The 23,964-nt window shown below is 51.6% G+C and carries 18 protein-coding genes; 10 read left to right on the top strand and 8 right to left on the bottom strand.

What is annotated here, in order from left to right:
- The first annotated feature begins 166 nt into the window (after window positions 1–166).
- The 8 genes from C0081_RS16235 to C0081_RS16270 all read left to right on the top strand — a co-directional run bounded on the left by C0081_RS16235 (window position 167) and on the right by C0081_RS16270 (window position 13,537).
- Entirely contained in the window at window positions 167–355 is a 189-nt protein-coding gene (locus tag C0081_RS16235; protein WP_101534860.1) for a hypothetical protein, read from the top strand.
- Window positions 352–2,364, top strand: coding sequence for a type I restriction-modification system subunit M (locus tag C0081_RS16240; RefSeq protein ID WP_101534861.1), 2,013 nt, complete (start codon window positions 352–354; stop codon window positions 2,362–2,364). Before C0081_RS16235 ends, C0081_RS16240 begins: the two co-directional genes overlap by 4 nt.
- Window positions 2,361–3,731 (top strand): restriction endonuclease subunit S, encoded by a 1,371-nt coding sequence (locus C0081_RS16245; RefSeq protein ID WP_101534862.1) that lies wholly within the window; start codon window positions 2,361–2,363, stop codon window positions 3,729–3,731. Before C0081_RS16240 ends, C0081_RS16245 begins: the two co-directional genes overlap by 4 nt.
- Window positions 3,728–5,575 carry a DUF262 domain-containing protein gene (locus C0081_RS16250; RefSeq protein WP_101534863.1) on the top strand — a complete coding sequence of 616 codons (1,848 nt, stop codon included), beginning with the start codon at window positions 3,728–3,730 and terminating at the stop codon, window positions 5,573–5,575. The genes C0081_RS16245 and C0081_RS16250 overlap by 4 nt, the downstream gene beginning before the upstream one ends.
- Window positions 5,572–8,583 carry a type I restriction endonuclease subunit R gene (locus C0081_RS16255; RefSeq protein ID WP_101534864.1) on the top strand — a complete coding sequence of 1,004 codons (3,012 nt, stop codon included), beginning with the start codon at window positions 5,572–5,574 and terminating at the stop codon, window positions 8,581–8,583. The genes C0081_RS16250 and C0081_RS16255 overlap by 4 nt, the downstream gene beginning before the upstream one ends.
- Entirely contained in the window at window positions 8,583–9,470 is an 888-nt protein-coding gene (locus C0081_RS16260; RefSeq protein ID WP_210200530.1) for a hypothetical protein, read from the top strand. The genes C0081_RS16255 and C0081_RS16260 overlap by 1 nt, the downstream gene beginning before the upstream one ends.
- The gene (locus C0081_RS16265; protein ID WP_101534865.1) at window positions 9,463–12,702 is read left to right on the top strand and encodes a DEAD/DEAH box helicase; all 3,240 of its coding nucleotides are present in this window, start codon (window positions 9,463–9,465) and stop codon (window positions 12,700–12,702) included. Before C0081_RS16260 ends, C0081_RS16265 begins: the two co-directional genes overlap by 8 nt.
- Window positions 12,703–13,030: 328 nt before the next feature.
- The gene (locus C0081_RS16270; protein WP_101534866.1) at window positions 13,031–13,537 is read left to right on the top strand and encodes an antirestriction protein ArdA; all 507 of its coding nucleotides are present in this window, start codon (window positions 13,031–13,033) and stop codon (window positions 13,535–13,537) included.
- Between the two features lie 3 nt (window positions 13,538–13,540).
- Here C0081_RS16270 and C0081_RS16275 read toward each other — a convergent pair whose 3' ends face one another.
- Window positions 13,541–14,089, bottom strand: a complete 549-nt coding sequence (locus C0081_RS16275; protein WP_101534867.1) for a recombinase family protein — start codon at window positions 14,087–14,089, stop codon at window positions 13,541–13,543.
- A gap of 588 nt (window positions 14,090–14,677) precedes the next feature.
- Between C0081_RS16275 and C0081_RS16285 the strand changes: the two genes are divergently transcribed.
- Complete coding sequence (locus tag C0081_RS16285; protein WP_101534869.1) at window positions 14,678–15,355, top strand: zincin-like metallopeptidase domain-containing protein; 678 nt, start codon at window positions 14,678–14,680, stop codon at window positions 15,353–15,355.
- 39 nt (window positions 15,356–15,394) lie between these two features.
- Window positions 15,395–15,718 (top strand): hypothetical protein, encoded by a 324-nt coding sequence (locus C0081_RS16290; RefSeq protein WP_101534870.1) that lies wholly within the window; start codon window positions 15,395–15,397, stop codon window positions 15,716–15,718.
- A gap of 38 nt (window positions 15,719–15,756) precedes the next feature.
- On the opposite strand, the gene C0081_RS16295 is transcribed toward C0081_RS16290, so the two are convergent.
- From C0081_RS16295 to C0081_RS16325, 7 genes are all read right to left on the bottom strand, one after another.
- Window positions 15,757–17,925: a type IV secretory system conjugative DNA transfer family protein gene (locus C0081_RS16295; RefSeq protein WP_180966928.1), complete on the bottom strand. Its 2,169-nt coding sequence runs from the start codon at window positions 17,923–17,925 to the stop codon at window positions 15,757–15,759.
- A 16-nt stretch (window positions 17,926–17,941) separates the two neighbouring features.
- On the bottom strand, window positions 17,942–19,225 hold the full coding sequence (locus C0081_RS16300) for a relaxase/mobilization nuclease domain-containing protein (protein WP_101534872.1): 1,284 nt from the start codon (window positions 19,223–19,225) through the stop codon (window positions 17,942–17,944).
- 3 nt (window positions 19,226–19,228) lie between these two features.
- Window positions 19,229–19,609, bottom strand: coding sequence for a hypothetical protein (locus tag C0081_RS16305; protein WP_101534873.1), 381 nt, complete (start codon window positions 19,607–19,609; stop codon window positions 19,229–19,231).
- A 326-nt stretch (window positions 19,610–19,935) separates the two neighbouring features.
- On the bottom strand, window positions 19,936–20,757 hold the full coding sequence (locus tag C0081_RS16310; protein WP_101534874.1) for a sugar phosphate isomerase/epimerase family protein: 822 nt from the start codon (window positions 20,755–20,757) through the stop codon (window positions 19,936–19,938).
- 66 nt (window positions 20,758–20,823) lie between these two features.
- The gene (locus C0081_RS16315) at window positions 20,824–21,657 is read right to left on the bottom strand and encodes a carbohydrate ABC transporter permease (RefSeq protein WP_101534875.1); all 834 of its coding nucleotides are present in this window, start codon (window positions 21,655–21,657) and stop codon (window positions 20,824–20,826) included.
- Window positions 21,654–22,523: a carbohydrate ABC transporter permease gene (locus tag C0081_RS16320; protein WP_101534876.1), complete on the bottom strand. Its 870-nt coding sequence runs from the start codon at window positions 22,521–22,523 to the stop codon at window positions 21,654–21,656. The genes C0081_RS16315 and C0081_RS16320 overlap by 4 nt, the downstream gene beginning before the upstream one ends.
- Window positions 22,524–22,635: 112 nt before the next feature.
- A complete protein-coding gene (locus C0081_RS16325; protein ID WP_101534877.1) occupies window positions 22,636–23,916 on the bottom strand; it encodes an ABC transporter substrate-binding protein in 1,281 nt (426 codons plus the stop codon).
- Between the last annotated feature and the right edge of the window lie 48 nt (window positions 23,917–23,964).

Genomic DNA, 23,964 nt, shown 5'->3' on the forward strand with positions numbered 1-23,964 from the left:
CGGCCTCTTTGGTGTGACTATCGGCATTTAGCCTCACCCAGCCACACAATCGCATCGCCGATTGATTACTCACCAAGTGCGCATCCGTGGATATGAAAGCGTATTATGTACCGCTGGTGAAGGCTTTGGCCTTTCACTTTGTGGTCACATTGGATACACTGCCCTAATGACGGGAAAAGATGCTGGGTTTCGCATCCGAGTGGAGCGCGACCTTCGAGACAAGTTCATTGAAATGTGTCGGGCGAAAGACCGTCCTGCCGCTCAGGTTATTCGTGACTTCATGCGGCAATACATTGAAGAAAACACCGCTGCGAACGACACGGAGGCGGTCAATAAACAAAAGGGGCATTCGTGAGCGACATTAAGAATCTGAGCGGCTTTGTTTGGTCGATTGCCGAAATTCTACGCGGTGATCTCAAGCAGTCTGAATACGGTAAGGTCATCCTGCCGTTCGTCGTGCTTCGTCGCCTTGATTGCCTCCTAGAGAACAGTAAGCAGGCCGTTCTTGAGGCCGAAAAAACGCTTCCTGAGAATGCCGACGAAGCAACCCGCGATATGATCCTTTTTGGTGCGGTCGGAGGCAACGTGAAAGTCTATAACCTCTCGCGCTTCACCTTTGAAAGCCTGAAGGGGCAGGACCCCGGACAGCTCCACCAGAACCTTATCGACTACATCATCAAGTTCTCTCCGAATGTACGCGATATCTTTTTGGACAAGTTCCGATTCACCGATCAGCTCAAGCGCCTGAAAGACGGCGGCATACTCTGGAACGTATTCGAGCGTTTTTGCGAAGTAGATCTGCACCCTGAGATAATCTCGAATATTGAGATGGGGTATCTCTTCGAGGAGTTGATCCGTCGTTTTTCGGAAATCTCGAATGAGACAGCGGGGGAGCACTTCACCCCTCGCGAAGTCATTCGCCTGATTGTTGACCTGCTCATTGCCAACGACGACGCGAAGCTCACAGGGCGCGGCATCATTCGTCAGGTTTATGATCCTGCATGTGGAACAGGCGGCATGCTGGCACTTACTGAGGAGGCGCTGAAGGAATTCAACACCTCAATCCGCGTGGAACTGTTTGGTCAAGAGCTGAACGATGAATCCTTCGGCATCTGCAAATCTGACATGCTGGTGACAGGTCACGACCCCGAACAGATAGCCTTCGGCAATACGCTTACGCAGGATGCGCATGCGGGCAAGAAGTTTCACTACATGCTTTCCAATCCGCCCTACGGTGTGGATTGGAAGAAATATCAAGACCCGATCAAGGCGGAAGCCGAGAACATGGGAATGGAGGGGCGCTTCGGCGCGGGTACGCCGCGTATCTCGGACGGCCAGCTTCTGTTCCTTCAGCACATGATTTCCAAGATGCGCGACGACGAATACGGTTCGCGTATCGGCATCGTCATGAATGGCTCCCCACTCTTCACAGGCGGAGCACAATCAGGCGAGAGTGAAATCCGCCGCTGGATGCTGGAGAATGATTGGGTCGAGGCAATCGTCGCGCTGCCGACTGACCTTTTCTACAATACGGGAATACAAACCTATGTCTGGTTGTTGACCAATCTAAAGCCCAAGAACCGCCAAGGCAAAGTCCAGCTCATCGACGCATCTGGCGAGCGCTTCTGGAGGAGCATGCGCAAGTCCCTAGGCTCCAAACGTCGCGAAATTACTGACGAGGCGCGAGCGGAAATCGTCCGTCTCTACGCCGACTTCCTCAATGGTGAGAGCGGTCAGAATGATGTTTCAAAGATTTTTGAGACCACCGACTTCGGCTACCGAGAAATTCGCGTCGAGCGTCCATTGACGCTAAATTTTCAGGTGTCGAACGAACGGCTGGCACGCCTGAGTGACTTCAAGCCCTACACAAAGTTGAACGAGGTCGACCAGAACACCATTCAGGCTGCACTTAAAGCGATGGGCGACGAGCTATTCACCAATCGGAATGTCTTCGAGAAAGCTTTGACCAAAGCGTTAAAAACGACGGGAATGAAGATCGGCGCACCGATCAAGAAAGCGATCCTATCCGCGCTTTCGGAGCGTGACGAAGATGCCGACATTTGTACTGATAAGAAGGGTAATCCCGAACCTGACACCGATCTGCGGGATCACGAACTGGTACCTCTCGCGGAAGACTGGCGAGAGTACATGGAACGAGAGGTGAAGCCTTTCGTGCCGGATGCCTGGGTCGATGAAAGCTACAAGGATGCCCGCGACGGCGAGATTGGGCGCGTCGGCTATGGAATCAACTTCAACCGGTATTTCTACCAGTACATCCCGCCACGCCCGCTCGAACAAATCGACGCCGAACTGAAAGCGCTCGAAGCGGAGATCGCTGGGCTTTTGAAGGAGGTGGCAGCGTGATCACCCTTCAGGAACGTGTCCACTCGTCACCACCGCCCGCTGAATGGAGCCTGAACAAGCTGCACCGCGTTCTTCGGGTGCGGAAGGGTTTCAAGAACATTGGAATGCAGGAAGACAATCTGCTTTCGCTGAGCTACGGCAGGATTATCCCGAAAAGCATTGATGCGGCTGAAGGGCTCTTGCCTGAGAGTTTCGAGACCTACCAAATCGTTGAGCCGGGCAACATCGTCATGCGACTCACCGACCTTCAGAACGACAAGCGCAGCCTTCGACAAGGTTTGGTGAAAGAACGCGGGATCATTACGTCAGCATATGATGCTTTGGAGCTTGAGAAGGGACATGATCCTCGCTTCTGGGCCTACGCGTTTCTCGCTCTCGATCTGGCAAAATACTATTATTCTCTGGGCGGGGGCGTTCGGCAGTCGATCAAGTTTTCAGACTTTCCGAATGATTGGATTTCAACGCCAGAATCAGGCACCCAGAAAGCCATCGCGGATTTTCTCGACCGCGAAACTGCTCGCACCGACCAACTGATCAAGAAGAAGCAGAAATTGGTGGGGCTTTTAGCGGAGCAAAAGTCAGGAGTAATCTCCAAGGCTGTCACTGTTGGGTTGCCTGAACGATTCGACCTTGATCAGACCTCATCGCGCTTCCTGCCGCGCGTTCCTGTCGGCTGGAAAGTAACGCGGCTCAAGCATCTAGGAAGAATTAGAGGTGGGCTCACTCTAGGTCGGACTATACCCGAGGATACGCCAACGCAGGCGACACCTTATCTGCGCGTCGCAAACGTACAGGCAGGCTGGGTCGATCTTTCCGATGTAGCAGAGATTGAAGCAACGCAAAGTGAAGTTTCGCGCTATTCACTGTGCGCAGGTGATATTCTTATGAATGAGGGAGGTGACAACGACAAGCTTGGGCGGGGGGCTGTATGGCATGCACCTTTCAAACCCTGCCTTAATCAAAATCATGTCTTTGCGGTAGCGCCATTTGTCGCGAAACAGGCGGAATGGATTTCTTTGGCAACAAACGCAAAATACGCGAGAGACTTCTTTTATTTCTACAGCAATCAGAGCACGAACCTTGCGTCGATTTCAAAAACGAACCTTTCTGAGTTTCCGGTGGCAATGCCACCAGAAAGCGAAATGAATAAGATTCTTAAATGTACAAAAGAACGCCTTTCGAAACTTGAGCTGCTTACGGACACAACCACAAAGTCAATCAACGGTCTCCGTGAGTTCCGCACAGCCCTGGTCACCGCCGCCGTCACGGGCCAAATCGATATGGCGACCTGGGGTAAGCAAGGGCAGACCGACCGTCGCCTTGATCAGATCGAAGAAGAAATGTCTCTTCGGGAGGCGCGCGCATGAGAAAAATTCTCGGAAACGCGAAGACTGTTCGTGAGCTCTTGAAGGGCGTTAAATATTCGATTGATTATTATCAGCGAGAGTACAAATGGGGCGAGAAGCAAGCTGCTGAGCTTGTGAATGACGTCGTCACGAAATTCCTTGAAGAGTACGACGAGTCGCACGAACGAAAGAAAGTGGCCGACTATCCCCACTACTTCCTTGGTTCGATCATCATTAGCAAGAAAGAAAGCGCAAATTACATTGTTGATGGCCAGCAACGGCTAACGAGCCTTTCCCTGTTTCTAATCTTACTGCACAACCTCCAGCGTGGTCGTGAAGACAAAGTTCAGATCGACGAACTCATTTTTTCAGAACGCTTTGGCGAAAAGTCTTTCAATCTCGATGTTGCTGAGCGGTCGCCATGTATGGAGGCATTATTTGAAGGAGAGGCGTTCGACACCACCGACGCGCTGGAGTCTGTCCAGAATCTCTATGACCGGTATCAGGACATTGATGCGGCGTTCCCCGAAGAATTGCGCGACAAGGCGTTGCCTTATTTTATCGATTGGATGCTAGAGAACGTCCACTTGGTCGAGATCACCGCTTACTCCGATGACGATGCCTATACGATATTCGAGACAATGAATGATCGAGGGCTTTCTCTTAGCCCGACCGACATGCTGAAAGGTTACCTTCTGGCGAATATCGATGAAGATGCTCGTGTCGATGTGAATAGCCGCTGGAAGGCTCGCATTCGCGACCTTGTGGATTGGGACAAGGAGGGAGATGCCGATTTCTTTAAGGCATGGCTTCGCAGTCAATACGCAACGAAAATTCGCGAGCGCAAGAAGGGCGCAAGGCAGGAGGATTTCGACCGTATTGGTACAGAATATCACCGCTGGCTGAGGGATTCACGCCGTCAGGTAGGTTTAGAAAAGCCGTCTGACTTTCTGAAATTCGTGAATACTGATTTCGATTTCTACTCGAAACAGTATCTCCGCTTGTTGAATGCATCGGCCAAGATTACGTCAGGGCTTGAGCACGTTTGCTACAATGCTAGGAACGGCTTCACTCAGCAGTATCAGATTCTGCTGGCACCACTAAGACCGACCGATACGACAGCAGAGATTGATCGCAAAATCCGCATCACCGCGAAATTTCTCGATATTCTGCTCACTTGGCGACAGTGGAATTTCCGGAGCATTGCCTACTCGACAATGCAGTATGCAATGTTCCTCGTCATGCGCGATATTCGAGGGCTGAATTCAGCAGAGCTTGCTGAACTTCTTTACCAGAAGCTGCAAACCGAAGAAGAGAATTTTGACGTAAGTAGCGAATACCATCGCCAAGGGATTGGCCTCTATTTGCATCAACAGAACCGGAAGGTTCTCCACCGCATGCTTGCCAGAATGACCGACTACATCGAAGTGGAATCTGGCATGGCGTCACGTTTTGAAGAATATATCGGAGGTGGTGGGGTTACTTATGAAGTCGAGCATATCTGGGCCGACCATTTTGCGCGCCATACGGATGAGTTTGAACACCCCGCTGATTTTGCCGAACATCGGAACCGGATTGGCGGCCTGTTACTCCTGCCAAAGTCTTTTAATGCCAGCTACGGCGACAAAGCCTATGTAGACAAGCTGGGGCACTATTTTTCGCAGAACCTTTTGGCGAAATCACTTAATCCCAATTGCTATAAGCATAATCCCGGCTTTATGCGTTTTGTCGGCGAACGCGAACTACCGTTTGAACCAATAACTGAATTTAAGAAGACGAGCATTGATGCACGGGGGGAACTTTACCGCCAGATTGCAAAGTGTGTTTGGAACCCGGCCAGTTTGCTGGAGGAGGTGTCCCAATGATCCAACATACTGCATCGAACGTTCATAAAGAAGACGTACTTCAGGAGCATTTAATCGAATGCCTTGTTTCAACCCAAGGCTATCTTCGTCGCATCGGTTCCGAGAAAAGCCGTGGCTATGCAGGTGAAATCCACTTCGACAAGCCGCTGGCGATGGACCGTGAACTTGTCGTTCGATTTCTTAAAGAGACGCAGGCGGAATCATGGGAAAAGCTTGAGCAGCACTATTCGGGTTCAGCCGAAGATGTTCTGTTTAAACAGCTCGACAAGGCGCTCAAGGATCGGGGGCTGCTGGATGTACTACGTCAGGGCTTAAAGATTGTTCCAGGGATTCCCTTCGTGTTTTGCTATTTTCGTCCAGCGAGCGGATTGGAGCCCAAACGCATAGATGAGTATGAAGCGAATATTCTCAGTGTGATGGATGAGGTCGTCTATAGCCAGAGGCACGGCAACCGAATTGATGTCGTACTTTGCCTAAACGGGCTGCCCGTTGCAACGATTGAAGCCAAAAACCTTCTGACAGGCACGACGTTCAGGCATGCAGAAAAGCAATATCGCACTGATCGCTCGCCTGCGAATGAGCCGTTGCTGACGTTCAAGCGGGGCGCACTCGTTCACTTCGCTATCGATGAAGACAATGTGTCGATGACCACGCGTCTGCAAAACGGCAAAACTCGTTTTCTTCCGTTCAATCGGGGCCGTAACGGTGGCGCAGGCAATCCCGATGTCGAGGGAGAACACCGCATCGCCTATCTCTATACCGATGGCGATTGGGGGTCGGCCATCTACTCCCGCTCGGTCCTGATCGACATCATCGGCCAGTTCATAACGTTGGAGGTGAGCGGCAAGAACGAAGTGATGATCTTCCCGCGTTTTCAGCAGCTCGACGCGGTCAGGAAAATCATGGTTCGTGCCCGTGCGAACGGCGCAGGGCAGAACTATCTTGTTCAGCACTCGGCGGGTTCCGGTAAGTCCAACACGATTGGTTGGCTTGCTCACCATGCGATCAATCTGCACGATGTAGATGACGCTCAAGTGTTCCACACTGCGATCATCGTCACGGATCGCATCGTTCTCGACCGCCAGCTTCAAAGCACGGTTTCGCAGTTCGAACAGACGCAAGGCGTCGTGAAGAAGATCGACGGTACATCCCGTCAGCTTAAGGACGCTATCGCCAAAGGTGCGCGGATCATCGTCACGACCATCCAGAAGTTTTCGACCGATCACCTCAAGGCTCTCTCGGGTCAGAGCAAGCGAAACTTTGCTGTCATCATCGACGAAGCCCATTCAAGCCAGTCCGGCAAGGCTGCGCAGTCAATGACAGATGCGCTTACGCGCGAAGCTTCATCGAGCGACGATATCGAGGACTTGATTGCAGAATATCAGCAGTCTCGCGGGCCACAGTCCAATATCAGCTTCTTCGCTTTCACGGCTACGCCCCGCAACGTCACGCTTGAACGGTTCGGTGTGAAAGGCCCTGACGGACTGCCTCACCCGTTCCATCTGTATTCGATGCGGCAGGCTATCGAAGAGGACTTCATTCTGGACGTGCTCCAGAACTACATGACCTACAAAGCCTACTTTCAGCTTGAAAAGACCATCGAAGATGATCCCGAGCTGAGCGGGCGGCACGGCCAACGGAAAGTTGCGCGATACGCAAACCTTCACGCGACGGCCATTGGCCAGAAGGTCGAGATTATTGTTGAGCACTTCCGTCGCCATGTCTTGGGTATGCTTGGCGGTCAGGCCAAAGCCATGATTGTCACCCAAAGCCGCGAGCACGCATTACGCTATTATTTTGGGGTGAAGAAGTATATCCGCGAGCAGGGCTACGGAGAGCTGAAAGCACTCGTTGCATTCTCTGGCGATCTTGAACTCGACGGAGAGACTTACACGGAAGCTGATCTGAACGACTTCTCTGAAACTGAGCTTCCTGGACGCTTCAACGGGTTTAAGCCAGACGGCACGCCTTACCCCGAGACTTATCAAATCCTGATTGTCGCCGAGAAATATCAGACGGGATTCGATCAACCCAAGCTTTGCGCCATGTATGTAGATCGCAAGCTCGCGGGCCTACAGGCCGTGCAGACACTATCTCGGCTGAACCGCACCCGAGCAGACAAGGATCAGACATTCGTTCTCGATTTTCAGAATACGATTGAAGACATTCAGGCCGCATTCAAACCATTCTTCGAAGCGACAACCGTCGAGGCCATGTCCGATCCGAACATGGTATACGATCTCGAAGGGCGGCTCTATCGCTTTGGTTACCTTGATAAGGAAGAGATCGAGCGTTTCGCGCAGACCTACTTCAAAGGGCCGCTTAGTGGCATTGACCGCGCTCAACTCGAAGGCCTCGTCAAGCATGCTGTCGCGCGCTTCGAAGCAGATGACGATGAGGGGCGGCAAGAAGAGTTCCGCCAGCTCCTTAAGAGCTTTGGACGCTTCTACAGCTTCATCGCTCAGATCATGCGTTTGCAAGACACAAGTCTTGAGAAGCTTGCCAACTATGGCAATTGGCTGGCTCGACTTCTGCCCAACCGCGAGGTGCCGCCCGAGATCGAGATTACAGATGAGATGCTCCGACTTCAGGCTTTCAAAGTTGTAGAGAAAGAAGCAGGCAGTGCATCGCTCAGCGCGGGCGACACCGAGGCTTTGAAAGCCATCAGCGAGTTCGGAGCTAAGCCGTATACAGAAGACGAGAAGAAGGAACTGTCTGAAATCGTTCGGGCCTTCAACGACCGCCACGGCACAGATTTTTCAGAAGCTGACATGATCCGTTTCGAGCAGGTCAATCGCGATATCATGGACGAGGATATGACGGAAATGCTGCGAAACAATCCGCCTGATGTAGTTTATGCGGCGTTTCGAGACGCATTCTTTCAAGGCGCGATCCGCATGTTCCAGCGCGACAACGAGATGAAGAACATCGTGCTCACTGACGCTGAGGCGCGGGATAAGGCAACGCGGCACTTCTTTAATCGAGCCTTAAGAGAAGCGCGGTCCTGATGAAAATGGAAGTTGATGGAAGCGAAGTTGAACAGCCCCATCATGCATCAGTGCTTCCGCTCGCCACAGGGGCGTGCCCGATCAATAAAGATTGTACCGGCGAACGTTGGCGGGTTCTTGATGATGAACAACTCGCGCGATTGATCGCTATCATCGCAATGGGGCAAGCCGCACAAGCAAGCCACATTCTCTCCGAACTACTCCCAGCGACGCCAGCTTTCACCATTCCCGAACTAAGGGCTGAAGGCAAAATTAGGCTGACGGTCCAAGAAAAGAAGCAAGAGCCGCGAATTGGCTATCCCCGTTGGCAGCGGGATGGGTTCATGTTCGAAGCGATCTCGTGGGTTGCTGCGCGTCAGGTCTACGGAAAAGCGGCGTACATGAAAGATCCCCACGTGAGCGCCACCTCTCAGGGACTCGATGGACTAATGCTCGAATTGTCGATCGATAAGACTCAGATCGACAGAACCACAGTCTTCGAAGACAAGTGTAGCGATGATCCCGTTTCGACTTTCAAGAACAAGGTGATCCCCGCTTTTCGTGATCGTCATGAAAACAAAAGAAGCGCCGAGATCGTCGCCGCAGCGACCGTTTTGCTCGGCAAGGCAGGTATTGATGAGGGCGCGGCAGCCAAGCTTGCCGCAGCTGTCACAGATCGAACCAAGAGGCGTTACCGTGCCGCTTTTGCGATCACGAACGAACTTGATAGTGTCGATGGCCGAAACAAGTTGTTCGCTGGGTACGATGAAATTAGCGATATTGAGCAGGCCCAACGATTGGGCGCATGTCTAGTCGTTTCCCCTAAACTCAGAGGCTGGTTCGACCAGTTAGCGGAAAAGGCCGTCGCCTATCTCGAAGCTCTCAACGACGGAGACGCTAATGTTTGATGCAGCTACAGCCAATTTTCTGAGATCAGCACCAGAGCTGCCGGGCCTAAACCCCAATGAGCTGCCTGCCATTCTTACTAGGCACTATGCTGAACTGGCGTCGATGCGTCTCAGGGGTGCCGGAGTGGAAACCGGTCACGAAGAGGACGATTGGAGTCTCGAACGAATTGCTGATACCTATGAACTTGTCGCTTCGCTGCAGCCGGAAGATTCGGCACGCGCGGCGGCAGCGTTTGTTGCAGCTACGGCGCAACAAATCCTCGCCAGACGCCAATTGGTAACGAACGCCGAAGAGGAGTTGCCGTCCAATATTGATCGGGATCGGCTTGACCCTAGTCTGGCCGCAGCAATTTTGTTTCTCGCATCAGAGCAATATGCCGATGCCAATGAGGCCGCCGCCAATATCCAGACAGGTCGAGTAGGACAAATCTATGAGGCCACTATACTTTCGGAGCATATCGTAGACCTCGCAAAAGGACGTTTGACTCAAATCTTGGAACGTGCCGCACGATGGCGTCGGCCTATCACTTATGTCGATTTGGACTTCCGGGCACTTGCAGCGCTCCTTGAAGCACTCTCCACTGGAATTGAAATGCTGGCGGCGCAGATGCTTCGCGTGGCCACTCCCGAACAAACAGGTCTCCGGTTTGATACACCCCAGAACGCCTTCGAGCGTGTACTCGCGATTTCATCATCCGCCGACGGTATCGTCAGCGATGCCCCTGACGGGCTGATTATTTCATATGCGGGACCATATCATCTCGCCTCTCTGCTGCTAGCAGTGGCGAGGTCGGTACCTGAGGCAAGCCTACTCAACACGCCAGTCCCGTCCGGCTCTAATTCTGAGGTCTGGGAACAGTGGCTCCGGTTCCGAGCCGCGGAGTTCCCATACCTTTGGTCAAATCATCGCCAGGCTATCGACCAAGAATTCCATCAGACCGGAGTTTCTTCCGTTGTGATCCTCCCCACGGGCGCTGGTAAGACGACCGTCTCATCACTAAAAATTGCCGGTGTCCTGGCCAGAGGCAAGAAGGTTGCTTTCCTCGCTCCCACACATGCTCTCGTTGATCAACTAACCGAAGATTTGCAGGAAATGTTCCCCAGCGAACTACTCGGATCAGTAGTTTCAAGCGATTTCGATCTGCTGATGCAAGAGGACGCAGTATTTCGGGACATCGAGGTTATGACGCCCGAACGGTGTTTGGCCATGCTCTCGTTTGCCGCTGATGCGTTCAAGGATGTAGGCCTACTTGTATTTGACGAGTGCCATCTTCTCAGCCCCGAGACGGGAAAAATACGCCGCGCTCTCGATGCGATGCTGTGCGTTTTGGGATTTAGTCACGTCGCGCCGGACGCTGATATTCTCTTCCTGTCTGCCATGCTCAAGAATGGCGAAGAGTTAGCTCAATGGCTTGGAGAACTCACCGGACGCAAGGCAGTAGCCGTCGATCTGCTGTGGAAGCCGAGTCGCCAGGCACGCGGCGTTATTATATATGACGACAGTCAGCTTACTGAATCCCGCAATCGCGCACTTGAAGTTCAGGCTGCGGAAAACAAGAAAAAGAAGAAGGAGGCAAAAGATTTACGAGCACCCGCCAAAAGGCAGCTCACAGCAAACCCCTATGCCATTTGGGGACTTCAACATAATTGGTTGTCTCTGGAAGAATCGATAGCTCATTGCATAACGACACAGCTTCTTGAACGCCGAGTTACGCTCAGTGGTCATATTAAATATGGCTCACTCCAACTCACGCCTAACGCCAATCAGGTAGCTATCGATCTCGCGGCTGCTGCAGCCCAGCACAGTCTTAAGACAATCGTCTTCGTCAACACCAAGCGAGATGCGGTTTCTGTCGCAAATGAAGTGTCAGACCTGCTTTCCCAGAAAGTCGATATTAGCCTAGACGAGCAGGCCCGGTGGGATGCGCTTGAAGCCGAGCTTGGCAATCTGAAACATTCTCTTCTATCTGGACCAACGTCGGCAGTACCTCACAATTCGGCTATGCTCAGACTTGAGCGCGATATTGCAGAGCGTATGTTTAAGCGCCCTAACGGCGCGCAGGTAATTGTCGCAACACCAACTTTGGCGCAGGGGCTCAACTTGCCAGCACAACTCGCAATCTTGGCTGGCGATAAGCGTGCTGACACAGTCAAAGGTGGCCGCGAAGACCTCGAAGCCCATGAAATTCTGAATGCGGCGGCTAGGGCTGGCCGAGCAGGCCATCTCGCTAATGGACTGGTATTACTGATTCCCGAACCAATCATCTCCTTTAAGCAGGGAGAGCCCCTGGACGGTAACGTGGTCCAAAAGCTTCAAGCCGTTTTGCCTGAAAATGATCATTGTGTGACGGTTGCTGATCCTCTCGAAATCGTTCTAGACCGCCTAATGGAAGGTCAAGCGATTGATCCCGATGTCAGTTACACAATCAATCGAATGGCGATCCTTCGGAGCATGGATGAGGTCAGCGACGCGACGCATCTTTTTGATTTGCGGAAGTCGTTGGGCGCGTTTGCCGCCAAGCGCAGAAAGGACGCACAAGCGTTTGATGCTAAAGTTGAGACTTTAAGGCAAGCTATCACAGGTGAAGAAGTCGAAGATGTCGATCAGAATGTCGCGCTTCTATCCTCACAGAGCGGATTATCCGCCAAATTGCTGATTGATCTGAAGCTTCGAATTACAAACGACATCGGCTCTCTTCCTACGAATGTCACCGACTGGCTCGAATGGATGATCAGATGGCTGCAAGAGGACGAAAACGCGCGGGCAGCAATCCTCGGCGACATTAAAGCAAGAATTTTGTCTTCCTGCGGTAAATCTAAGACTGCCGAACTTCAGAAAGAAGACTTGGCAGTCCTAAAGGAGGCCTTGATTGCATGGGTCAGCGGAAAGCCGCTCCGGGAGATAGAGGCAATTCTCGGAGGTGAACCAGAGGCGGATCCAGCTACGAAAAAAGCGTGCCCGCGCGCGCGCGAAATTGTTGGTACGATTATCCCGCGTGGCATTTCGTTCGCTGTCGGACTAATTGCGCATATGGTTGAGGATGTAGACCCGTTCGAGCAGCAATCGAATCTGGATCGCCAGTTAGTGGAATGCCTCGGCACGGCAGTACGAAGGGGCTTCAATGATGTGCAGATGCTATTTTTTTCCTCGGAGAGAAGAGAGCTACTTAGTCGCGTCCAAATACATGAAGCTTGGAAGCACCGGCTAGATGGCGTCTTTGACGAAATATGATGCTAGCTCTGCCTTGGTTCAATCCCGAAGAAGCCCGCGAAGCACGAACTATGCTGTCCACAGTTCAGTAAGGCCTGATAACTCGGCGCATCCTTCGGTCCGGGCTCTCGTGAACCGAACCTGTAGTTTCGGCCATTCGGCTTCGATCCCTTGCGTGCAGGCTTAGGGCTTTGCCCTCAGCGCACTTCGACAAAAATAGATGGTCTCCCGAGGCTCAGGGTTAACCCTTGCGCCCGCCATCGATTTTTGCCTCCGTTTGCACACCCACCCTCGCCGGAAGGCAGGGGTTGCATGAGCAACCCTTATCTTCACGGAAGGAACAACGGAGATGAACAGTTTTTACGCCCAACCTTATGATATTTCAGCAAACGGCTTCTATTTTGAAACGGAAGAGGAATTCCGCACAAAGAGCGCAGCACTTCGTAATGACTACGGCGATCCGGTCGAGGAATTTGAAATCCAATTTATCGACGGAGAAATGATCGATGCGGAAGTGTGTAAAGCCATCGGCATCAATCAGGCCAATATCTTCACAGTCATCGAAAAGCTGGATGAATGGGATGAAGACGACAAGCGGACAATCATCATTGCCGTGGGTGAAGGTGGATATAGTTTTGATCTGAATGCCAGCGATCCATCGATTTTTGACATTGAGATTTATAAACTAGATTCCATGCGTGAATTGGCCGAACAATTTGTTGATGAAGGGCTGTTCGGGGAAATCCCTGATCGTTTGGCCTATTATCTGGACTATGATGCTATCGCCCGTGATCTGGCCATAGATTATTGCGAAACGACAATCGATGGTCAGAACCTCATCTACCGGATGGACTGATCGTTATTTCGATAATGCTCTACTTAATGTAGCTGTCGCCACGCCGAAAAGCTTGGCCATCGACGAGATGGTTTCGCCGCTCTCAATTGAATCTCGCGAATGTTCGACCTGCGCTCTGGTCAGTTTAAGCGGACGGCCAATATGCACGCCGCGCCGCCGTGCGGCTTCCATTCCCGCCTTTGTGCGCTCACGGATTTGCTCGCGCTCAAATTCGGCAAACACCGCCAACTGACCATAGACCATGCGGCCAATGGCCGTTGTTGTGTCGATCCCTTGTGTGAGGGCAATGAAGTCCACATTGCGTTTGCGTAGCTCGTCAAGTAGCAGGAGCAAATGCACTGTGGATCGCCCAAGGCGATCAATCTTCCAAACCACCAGAGTATCGCCGCTGTTTAGGGAAGCCAGGAGCTCATCTAGCCCTTTGCGTTTTATCACACGACCAGAAACGCCATGATCGCCATAGATGACAGTGCAACCGACTGCTTTCAGAGCATCAATTTGTAAATCCTCAGTCTGATCAAAATCCGAAACTCGCACATATCCAACCTTCATGCGTAAAGTCTGGGCTGCGCGTCGAAGAATGACCTAGAGTTTTCGCCTTGATCAACTAAGCTAATTGTGGACGAAATATCGTGAATTTTTCTCATGCAAAAGGGTTCCCTTTTGCATGGGCTGATTTCCTTGAGCTAGAGACGGATATGCCTGATCTACAGCGTTGTGTTATGGTAAATTCAAGCGTAATTCGAAATTACAGCAGTAGCAACAAAAGGGAACCCTTTCGTTTCTTTGCCGAACCCGCACGATTCATGATTCTCTAAAAACCTTTAGCACGCTGTTCTTATTCACAGCGCTTTCAGGCTGTTCAGGCAGCGGCCCTACGGAAACTGAGATTGCCGAATTGGCCGCTACAGCGAACGCGCGATATGCCAAGGTCATGTCAAATGCCACTGGCCGTGAACAAAAGCCAGATAAGGTGCAGGTCAAAAAACATGATTGCACGCCAGTCGAGGGGAACCGATTCCGTTGTAGGTTTCAGGTGACACTGGTTAATGCCGATACAAATGAGGTCAAATCGCAAAGCGATCAATCATTGTTATTCGAAAAAACTGGATCGAAGTGGCAGGCCGTTGAGCAATAGGTTTGTCAAAAATTGATCTGAATGCTCTTTGCCTGCATAGCCTCACTGCCGTGACCTATTTGTTGAACGGTGAGCGTGGCGTTTCTCAGGCTGTTATTCCTATTCGATTTAGGCAAATTATCGAAAAACTGCTCACCCAACCTGTTCCGCATTATGACCCAGATTTTTGGGGCATCGGTCGGACTAGAATGCGTCTGATTGATAATCCGCCTCGCTGGGAGGTGTTAAGCCGTGCTGTTGATTTTGGTCCTATTCGACGGAATGAAGACGCAGATCAGTTCGTTGCAAAGACTGGTGCGGTGATCCGACATGACGGTGAACAGCCTGAATATGATGCGAACCAAGACATCATAGTTATGCCACCAGATGGGCTGTTCTTCGATACGCCAAATATGACCCGTGAACAGGCCTATTACAGAACACTGTTCCATGAACTCATTCATTGGACAGGGGCAGCACACAGACTGGATAGATTGAGTGAATGCTTTTCCGATCCAATTACGCAACGAATTGAAGAAGTTATCGCAGAGCTCGGTGCTGCATTTTTAATGCACGAGTTCTGGCAAAGTCATGAGCCAATACCCGCACATGCAGTCTATATTCAGCGCGAAATGTCATTGCTACGTTCTCACACCATTTTACCCATAATTACCCGAGAACTACCATTGCCCTCCAGATAGAATAATCCTCTCTGTTTCAAGCACAGGAGGCCATAGAAGATGGCTGAGGGGAATGGATCAAACGGACCGGGCAAGGCTGATCTGTCATTTTTGCGCGTTGCGTTTCAACGCGGCAAGACATCTCAAACGCCGCTGGATCGACAACCACAAAAAGTTGAATCTCCGCATATCTTGCGCAATATCAGGCGGCATAAGCACGTACCTATTCTCGCGCCGAAAGGCGCGATGCGCCAAGGGCCGGATCGGCAAGCTTTCTTACATTATGAGGGACTGGATCGTGTCGAGGCCATTAAACGCCGCAAGGCGATGGATCGCTCTGCTCAGTTCAATAAAACCAAGTCTGACAAGGATCACGAACTGTAAAACCCGACTGAGTTTCAGTCGGGTTTTATGTGACGGACTTATTGGTCGAAGACGCGCTTTTCAATGCGAGATTTGAGAGTGGCACGGTGCTTCCATGTCTGACCTATTCCGATGAACAGCATGACGACAGACCCAATCCAGATAAGCGCAGGCATCCCCGTCACCAAATGACCCCACATTGCCCGTAAATCCGTGACAGGTAATTGTAGCAATGCCTGCACAGGGTTGAGATGCTTTGGCGCTGTTTGCAAAAACCCAATGGCCGATCCAAGCAGTAAGACCCCAAACCCTGATCCCCATGCGGCAGTGGTCAGGATTGCGACCTTGATCCTATGCTTAATTTTGTTGATGCGTTCTTTATTCCACTTTTCCCATTCAAGCCGCTTCGCGCGCCTGTCTGCTGCGCTTATATCGTTGATGAGTTTTTGTGTTTCACGCGCCAAAGCCTCATTACGTTCCACTTGCTGCACATAAAGGGTTTTGGGCTTCTTGTGATCCGGATGCGGATCAAATTTACCAGCAAAAACTGGGTCAGAATAATACGCACAGCGTTTGAGCAGCAAGGGCTGCTCTCCAGATAAGAGTGCAACCGCCCTTGGGTTTTCTCGGGTTCCAAATGCCCGCCCGATCTCGTCCGGTGTCAGCAAGGGTCGTTTATGGATATTTTCAGTTTCGCCCTGACTGGTGGTTCTGGTTGTCGAGTCATTTCTGGAGGTGGTCGTGGTCATCGTTCTTGTAGTGGTCGAACTGGTGCTGTGACCACGTTGTGAACTTCCCTGCATTCCCGGCCCCCATGTGGAACTGGAGTTTTCGCCATATCCCTTGCTGGTACTGAACCCTTCCGAGAATGAGCTGCCTGTTCCGTATGTATATCCGTTGGAGCGGCTATTGTTTTTTGCGGTACGGATCACTTCATGCTCCCCAATCAGTTTTGACACATAATCGCGGGTGAAGTGGTCATCATTGCCGAAGAATAATCGCACACCAGAATTGGCCAGAAATGTCTCCCAATTATCCTTATAGACGGATTTGAGCTGCACGAGCGTTTGCGTCACAAACATCATCTTCACGCCAAACCCTGCAATCTGGGCCGCTGCATTCTCAATCGTTGGCATACGATCCAGCCCTGCAAATTCATCCAGCACCATCAACACAGCATGCCCGCAGGCGGGTTGCTGTTTAATCCGTTCCATCTCAGTAATGACCATGCTGGTCATCATTCGCAACCAACGATGATGCGTGGTCATAAAGCGTTGCGGGAGACTGAGGTAAAGGGTCACGCCGTTGGGGTTGAGCTTAAGTTCCGACAGATCAAAATCAGATCGGGTCAGAACTTCCTGCATGGCTGGGCTATCCAAAAACTCCGTATTGGTGGATGCGACCTGCATAAGCGAAGCCAAGGTTTTAGGGGATTGATCGGAAAGATTGGCGAGTTGCTCCCCACTACTGGCAACAATACCGCCAAAGGCCGGATTACGGCGCATGCCTTCGAACAGAAGTTCAAATCCACTCGGAATATGATCGGCGGCATCATTCTCCAACATGCGGCGCATATCCGCTTCGCCAGCGAGCAAAAGCCTGCGCAGTGTGATGAGGTTGCGTTGATGAGGTTCATAGTCTTGTGCACTGACCACATGCAAGATCACAGCCTTAATGAGGGTGCGTGCTGCATCTTCCCAAAACGGATCACCGCTACTCGCCTTGATGATCATGGCATCTGCAATACGTGCCGCATCATCGATGGATTCCGGAATATCTGGATGCAGCATATCCAGCGGATTAAACGCAGCCTTCAAGTCCCCAAACTGATCACCGTCGCGGTGCACTGTGTGAAACGGATCAAGTATAAGTATTTTTTGCCCAAGTCCGGTGCAATAGGCTGACCCATCGCCGCGCCGTCTGGCAGTTACGATGGCATTTTCCCCCTTTGGATCGATCACCACCGCCGATCCCTGCCAAACAGATAAATTGGGAATAATAACGGACGCCCCTTTGCCGCCACGAGCGCCACCATTGACGAAGATGTGACGACCATCCCTGATCCCGATGGGACGATCCTGATCATCCCGCATCAGCCAGAAATCGCCGTCACTAAAACGCGGACAGGCATTGGCTGGAAAGCGGTGCCATGCAGCAGTTCCAAGCGGGCGCTCTCGCAATTCCTCAAGACCAGTCATCAATTCAGCCATCCAGTTTGTATCAGGCATAGCTTTTCCTCCTTGTTTATCGACCGATGTTCGGTGATTGGGATTGATCACGGGCGCGTTGCCGTTGTTCATGGCGAACAGAGATCATCTCATTGCGTTGCAATATGCCGATGATCCGACTGCGCAGATCAGCGCGTTCGCTCCGATGGACAGAGCGTTTCTGCTCGAACTGCCGTTGTAGGTCTCGGCGCTCTCTCAATTGTTGTTTGAACAGGTTCTCGCGCTGTGCCTTGTCGCGAGTGAAACAGCGGTAAGCTTCACTCTCATTCTGCTTGCGTATATCCGCCGCACGGCCTGTCAGCTTGTCCCAGACCCCCATCAAACCTGTACGCAGTCGATCAACGCGCTCTTTATGTTCGCGCTTTTGCCGCTGTTCTTGTCTTGATTGCAACAGCGCACGCTCTTTGCGGTGCGCTTTCACCATTTCTCGTTTGTGCGCGATGAGAGGTTCAAGCTCTGTGTGTTGTTGATCGCGTATGCCGTTCGCATAACCCTGCATCTTGTCAGAGATACGGGCGCGCATTTGCGCCCTCACTTCATCGAGTGAAGGAATATCTTCGGGCGATCTAAGCTTGGCTTTGATTTCCTTGGTTTTGACACCAGACCAGCGAGCGACGGAATAAATTTCACCTTGCAGATCAATGGCGACAAAGCCTCGCCGATCACCCCGTGCAAGGAAATAGCCATGCTCGGCCAAGGCAGAGGCATAGGCTTTTAATCCATCTGATCGTTCCCAGCATGAGTGAAAGACTTGTTTAATTTCTCTCGGATCGAGATCAATGCGTTTGGCTTGTTGCCATTCTGCGAGCGTAAAGTTGAGCGGATCACGCCAACCATTGGTTTTATGGCCATCCGGCAATTCCCAGCCATGGTCGAGATAGAGCTCCTTTGAAAGCCCAGCCAGCTTGGTTTTGAAATGCGGCAGATTGATTGCCTTCATCTCGCTCACATCAATGCGCGACCACACCGCATGAGCATGGCGGCGACCTTCTTTTTCATGAATGACGATGGCGCGGGGCTGATCATCTAGCCCCAATGCCTGTTCTGCCCGATCCGCAGCATCGACCAGATCGTCAATACTGGCGTAGGCATTTTTTGGAGGGTTGAGGCTCAGGGAAAATAAAAACTGTTTGCAGCGTGTGCCTTTGGACACGGCATGGGCTTCATCCAGTGCGCCATGCAGATCATCGGCCATGAAACCGCGTAACTCGTATGTGGTGACATGGTCGTTGTCATAGGCATTCATCAGATGTGCAGATAGCTGCGCTGCGCCGGAGCGTTGCGAACCTTTCAGGATCATTGATCAACCCCTCTTGCCAAGAGCATGGAGAAGTTGGTTCCGCATTTCATGAATATCGGCACATGCGTTTAACAGACGGGATTTTGTCTCATCATCGAAATAGAGATTGCCTATTTGCGCAGCCGCCGACAGCTCGGCCAAGTTGCGCGCAATTCCAGTCCGACCCATGACACCCAAAACACCAGCAATCGCCTTGCGATCAAAGGTGATGGTTTTGGGCGTGGCTCTATACTGTACGGCATTGTCGGAAAACAACACCGACTTCACATAGGTGGATAATGGCAACCCGCCCGAACGCTGCGTGAGACTATCCCGCTCTTGATCGGTCAAACGGATGGAGAGCGGTGAGAGACGTTTTGAAGGAATTGGATTGGAATTGGTCATTTGCCCAACTCCTCAAAATCAATATCAGCGTGCTTTAATTGATGTTCCCAATCGGCCAAAACCTCGAAAATAGCGTTCGAACTATCCCCCGAGCTCTCCGCCATTTGTCAATGCTTGCGTGATCTAGATTAAATCTCAAAGCTGGCCAAAGGCTCGGGCGGGTTACCTGATGATATCCGTGATATAGATGGCGTCAGTGTCCAGTGGCTGAATATACTTTAGAGATAACAACAGCATTGGCTGCGAGCAAACCTCGCTATCGAAACAACAACATAGAAGGACGGCACACGACCCTGCACCGCCCATCTCAAATGGAACGATAAAGCTTATTGCGCCAACCCCAGTGCCTCTAGGCGGGCGACCGTTTCGGGCAGTTTATCCTGACGGTCACGCACTTCGAGAATAAGACGCGGATCGGCTTCAATCTCGGCCAAGGCCTTGAATACGCCCCCCCAAGGAATGGTGCCTTCACCCGGGTGCCAGTGTCGGTCTGCGTAGCCATCTGCATCCTGCAAATGGACATGGCCCAACTGGGTACCTGCCATATAAACAAAGTCGGCTACGGGTGGGGCTTTGAATTGCCCATGGGCAAAATGGGCGTGACCGGTATCAATAGAAACCTTGAAACTAGAGCTGTTGATCGCCGAGACCAGTGCACTGCGCAAAGTGGGGTCTACATCGCCAACATTCTCCAGCATCAAACAACAGCCAATTTCCTCGGCCCGCTTAACAGCAGGGACGAGAATGGCCTCCGCAGCTTCAAATATCGCTGCACGCATATAGGCGAAATTCACAAAGTTCAGGCTATGGAACATGTTGAACGGGCTATGCACAACCATATGGGTGGCGCCCAGTTTCTCGCATTTGCCCAAGGCATCAAGCAGCCGCTTGGTCACCACTGGCTGGATTAGCGGATCATCAGAGGCAACATCGAGCCCGAAAAACGGGCCATGAATGCCAAAAGTCCCGTCGTATCCATCAAGCAATGCTTTGTAAGCAGCAATCAGCTCGGTTTGATCCTCGTCCTGAACGGTGACGGGAACAAAATCTTGCAGTTCTAATGTGCGGTCTTTCTCAAAGATCCAGTCTTTGAGGGCAACGACGTCATCGTACTTCAGGGCGGCGCCCAGAATTGGCAAAGAGGACATGAAAGGTTCCTTTGAATGTGGCTATGGGAGCGTTGCCCCGAGATGAGCCTGAGGCGAGATATCTTGCTATTTAATACCGGCGCGCATGAAGCTTTGAACAAACTGGCGCTGGAAAAGCAAAAATCCGATCAGTAATGGCGCAGATGTTAGCAAGGTTGCTGCGTTGATCACTGACCACTGAATGCCGGAGTCGGTCGATGAAAACACTGACAACCCAACGGTTAGAGGCCGAGTTTCAACCGAATTGGTAATGATCAGCGGCCAGACGAAATTGTTCCAGTGAGCCGAGACTGAAACCAGCCCGAACGCCAGATAGGTCGGTTTGGCCAGCGGAACATAAACCCGCCATAGCGTGCCAAAGACTCCCTCTCCTTCGATACGCGCAGCGTCATCCAGTTCCTTGGGGATGGTCATGAAGGTTTGACGCAGCAGAAATATACAAAAGCCGGACGCCATATAGGGCAGGCCGATAGCGACAATGGTATCCACCAGTCCCAACATGCGCATGGTCTGATAATTCTCTACTAGCAAAATGTCCGGCATCACCATCAATTGCACCAACACCAGCGCAAACAGAAAATTTCGACCGGGGAATTTGAGCCGAGCAAATGCATAGGCGGCACATGTGCCAAGGATCAGTTGGCCTATTAAAATCATCGTCACCAGAAGAATGGTATTGAGGAAATAGCGTGCGAAGGGTGCCTGCACCCAAGCTTTGGGGAAATTCTCCAGCGTCAAGGGCGCCAACAGATCAAAATTGACCTCATATTCCGCCGGATGAAAAGCCGTCCAAATGGCATAGGCCAAAGGCAATATCCAAATGAGCGCCAGCGCCCACGCGGCTGTTGTGATCAGGACACGGTCAATACGTGCTGACAAGGTTGCGTTTGTGCCGGTCATTTGTAATGCACCCTGCGGTCAAGGAAGAAGAACTGGCCGACTGCCAGCAAGGATAACAGTCCCAAAATTACTACGGTCAATGTGCTGGCGTAAGCGGTGTCCCAGTATCTGAAGGCCACCTCATAGATATAATAGAGCAGCAGTTTGGACGCGTTGTTCGGGCCACCTTCGGTCATGACGAAAATATGGTCTACAAGGCGCACCGAATTGATCACCGCATTGACCGATATGAACAAGGTCGTCGGCATGATCAGAGGAAGGGTGACCCGGTGAAAAAAGGTCCAACGGCCGGCTCCTTCCAGCTTGGCCGCTTCGCGCAATTGTTTCGGGATTGTTTGCAGTGCAGCCAAATAGAAGATCATGAAAAAACCTGCCTCTTTCCAGACCGCAACCGCAATCATGGTGTAGAGCGCTGTGTTGGTCTGCCCGATCCAGTTTTGTGGTGGCAGATCAAACAGCGAGCGGATCTGGTCAATCAGACCAAACCCCGGCGTATAGAAAAACATCCAGATATTGGCGACCGCGATCAATGGCAGTACCGTGGGGGTGAAATAAGCCATGCGCAGAAAGGAAATGCCCGACAGCTTGCCATGCACAAATATCGCCATGCCGAGGGAAATAAGTATGGAGGCGGGAATGGTCACAGCTGCATAAATCAGGTTGTTTGTGAAGGCGCGGATAAACACCTCATCTTCGAACAGCCGCTTGTAATTGTCCCATTCTATAAAGGCCGAGGGGCGGCGACCACGTGGTGTCGAGAAAAAGCTGTCAATCAGCGTTTCTATCGCCGGAATATGGGTAAATCCCAGCAATAGAACCATGGCTGGCAAAAGCAGAAGCAGAGCATATATCCAGTCGCGTCGCATGGTCTCGCCTTAATAGGGAAGAGTGCGAGGGACACTTGTCCCTCGCACAGGGTGTGGAGATACAAGATCTGGACTGACTGAACGAATGTCAGCCAGCCCGTTCCTGCTGTTGTTAGCGGTAGTTTTTGAGAACGGCTTCTGCTTTTTCCTGCGCTTCTTTGAGGGCAGGTGCAGCTTCTTTATCTCCAGCCAGCGTTGCGGCAATGGCATCATTAAGGAAGGAAGTGACGCGCTGGTTTTCATAAGTGGAAAGCTCGGCAACCGCATATTCTAGCTGGTCGCGAGCAACCAGAGCCTGTGGTACCGTTTTGACATAATCCTTCATGGCATCGGTTTCCCAGGCATCAGCGCGAGGGGCAACATAACCGGTGGCCATGGACCATTTAGCTGCCTGTTCTGGCTCTGTAATCCATTTTACGAAATCAACGGCAGCCTTTTTCTGTTCGTCAGAGGCATCCTTGAACAGATAGAAGTTACCGCCGCCTGTTGGTGCTCCGAAGCGTTCTTTTTTAGGAAGGAAGCCAACACCAAATTCAAACGGTGCGTTGGCGACCATGTTGGTCAGATTGCCCGTGGTGGTCCAGACGATCGCGGCTTCATGTTCGAAGAAGGCTTTCGGAGTTGCGCCCCAATCTATGGAGCCACCCTGCATAACGCCATGTTTGTTAGACAGGTCATACATATATTGAAGGGCTTCAACGACTTTGGGGTCGTCGAACTGTGTCTTGTTGCCATCCGCGTTGGCAAGGATCGCACCGGCAGGTGTGGACAGGCCCTGGAAAAGCCAGTATGGGAAACCGGCCGAAGGAATACGCACGCCCCATTGGGTTACATTGCCGCTGGCATCTTTTTTGACCAGCTTTTTGGACATCTCAACCAGTTCTTCCCAATTTTCCGGCGCATGCTCTGGGTCGAGGCCCGCTTCTTTGAAGGCTTCCTTGTTCCAGTACATCACTGGTGTGGAGCGCTGGAATGGAATGCCCCAGGTCTTGCCGCCGGTCTGGCTGTTTTGCATGAAAGCTGGATAGAAAGCACCGATCCAGCTCTTTTTTTCGTCTTCCGAAACGTAACCATCGAACGGTTCAATCAAGTCTTCATCGATCAAAGTGAACATGTCGGTGGAGAGAAGCACTGAGATCTGGGGGGCGTTGCCACCACGTGCTGCGGTGATTGCTTTGGTCAGTGTGTCAGTGTAGGAACCGGCATAAATCGCATCGATTTTTACATCCGGATGGGCTTTGACATAATCAGCGGTCAAAGTCGAAATGGTGTCAGCTGCTTTGCCGCCAACGGCCACTGGAAAATAGAACTCCAGATCAACAGCCAGTGCAGGCAACGATACAGCCGAGAGCAGAGCAGCAACAATGCTGGATTTCAGAAAATTGGAAGCCATGAGAATGGACCTTTTAAATCTGTCTGAATGGAACAAAATTGAGAGATG

This window comes from Cohaesibacter celericrescens (assembly GCF_002866925.1).
Taxonomy (GTDB): domain Bacteria; phylum Pseudomonadota; class Alphaproteobacteria; order Rhizobiales; family Cohaesibacteraceae; genus Cohaesibacter; species Cohaesibacter celericrescens.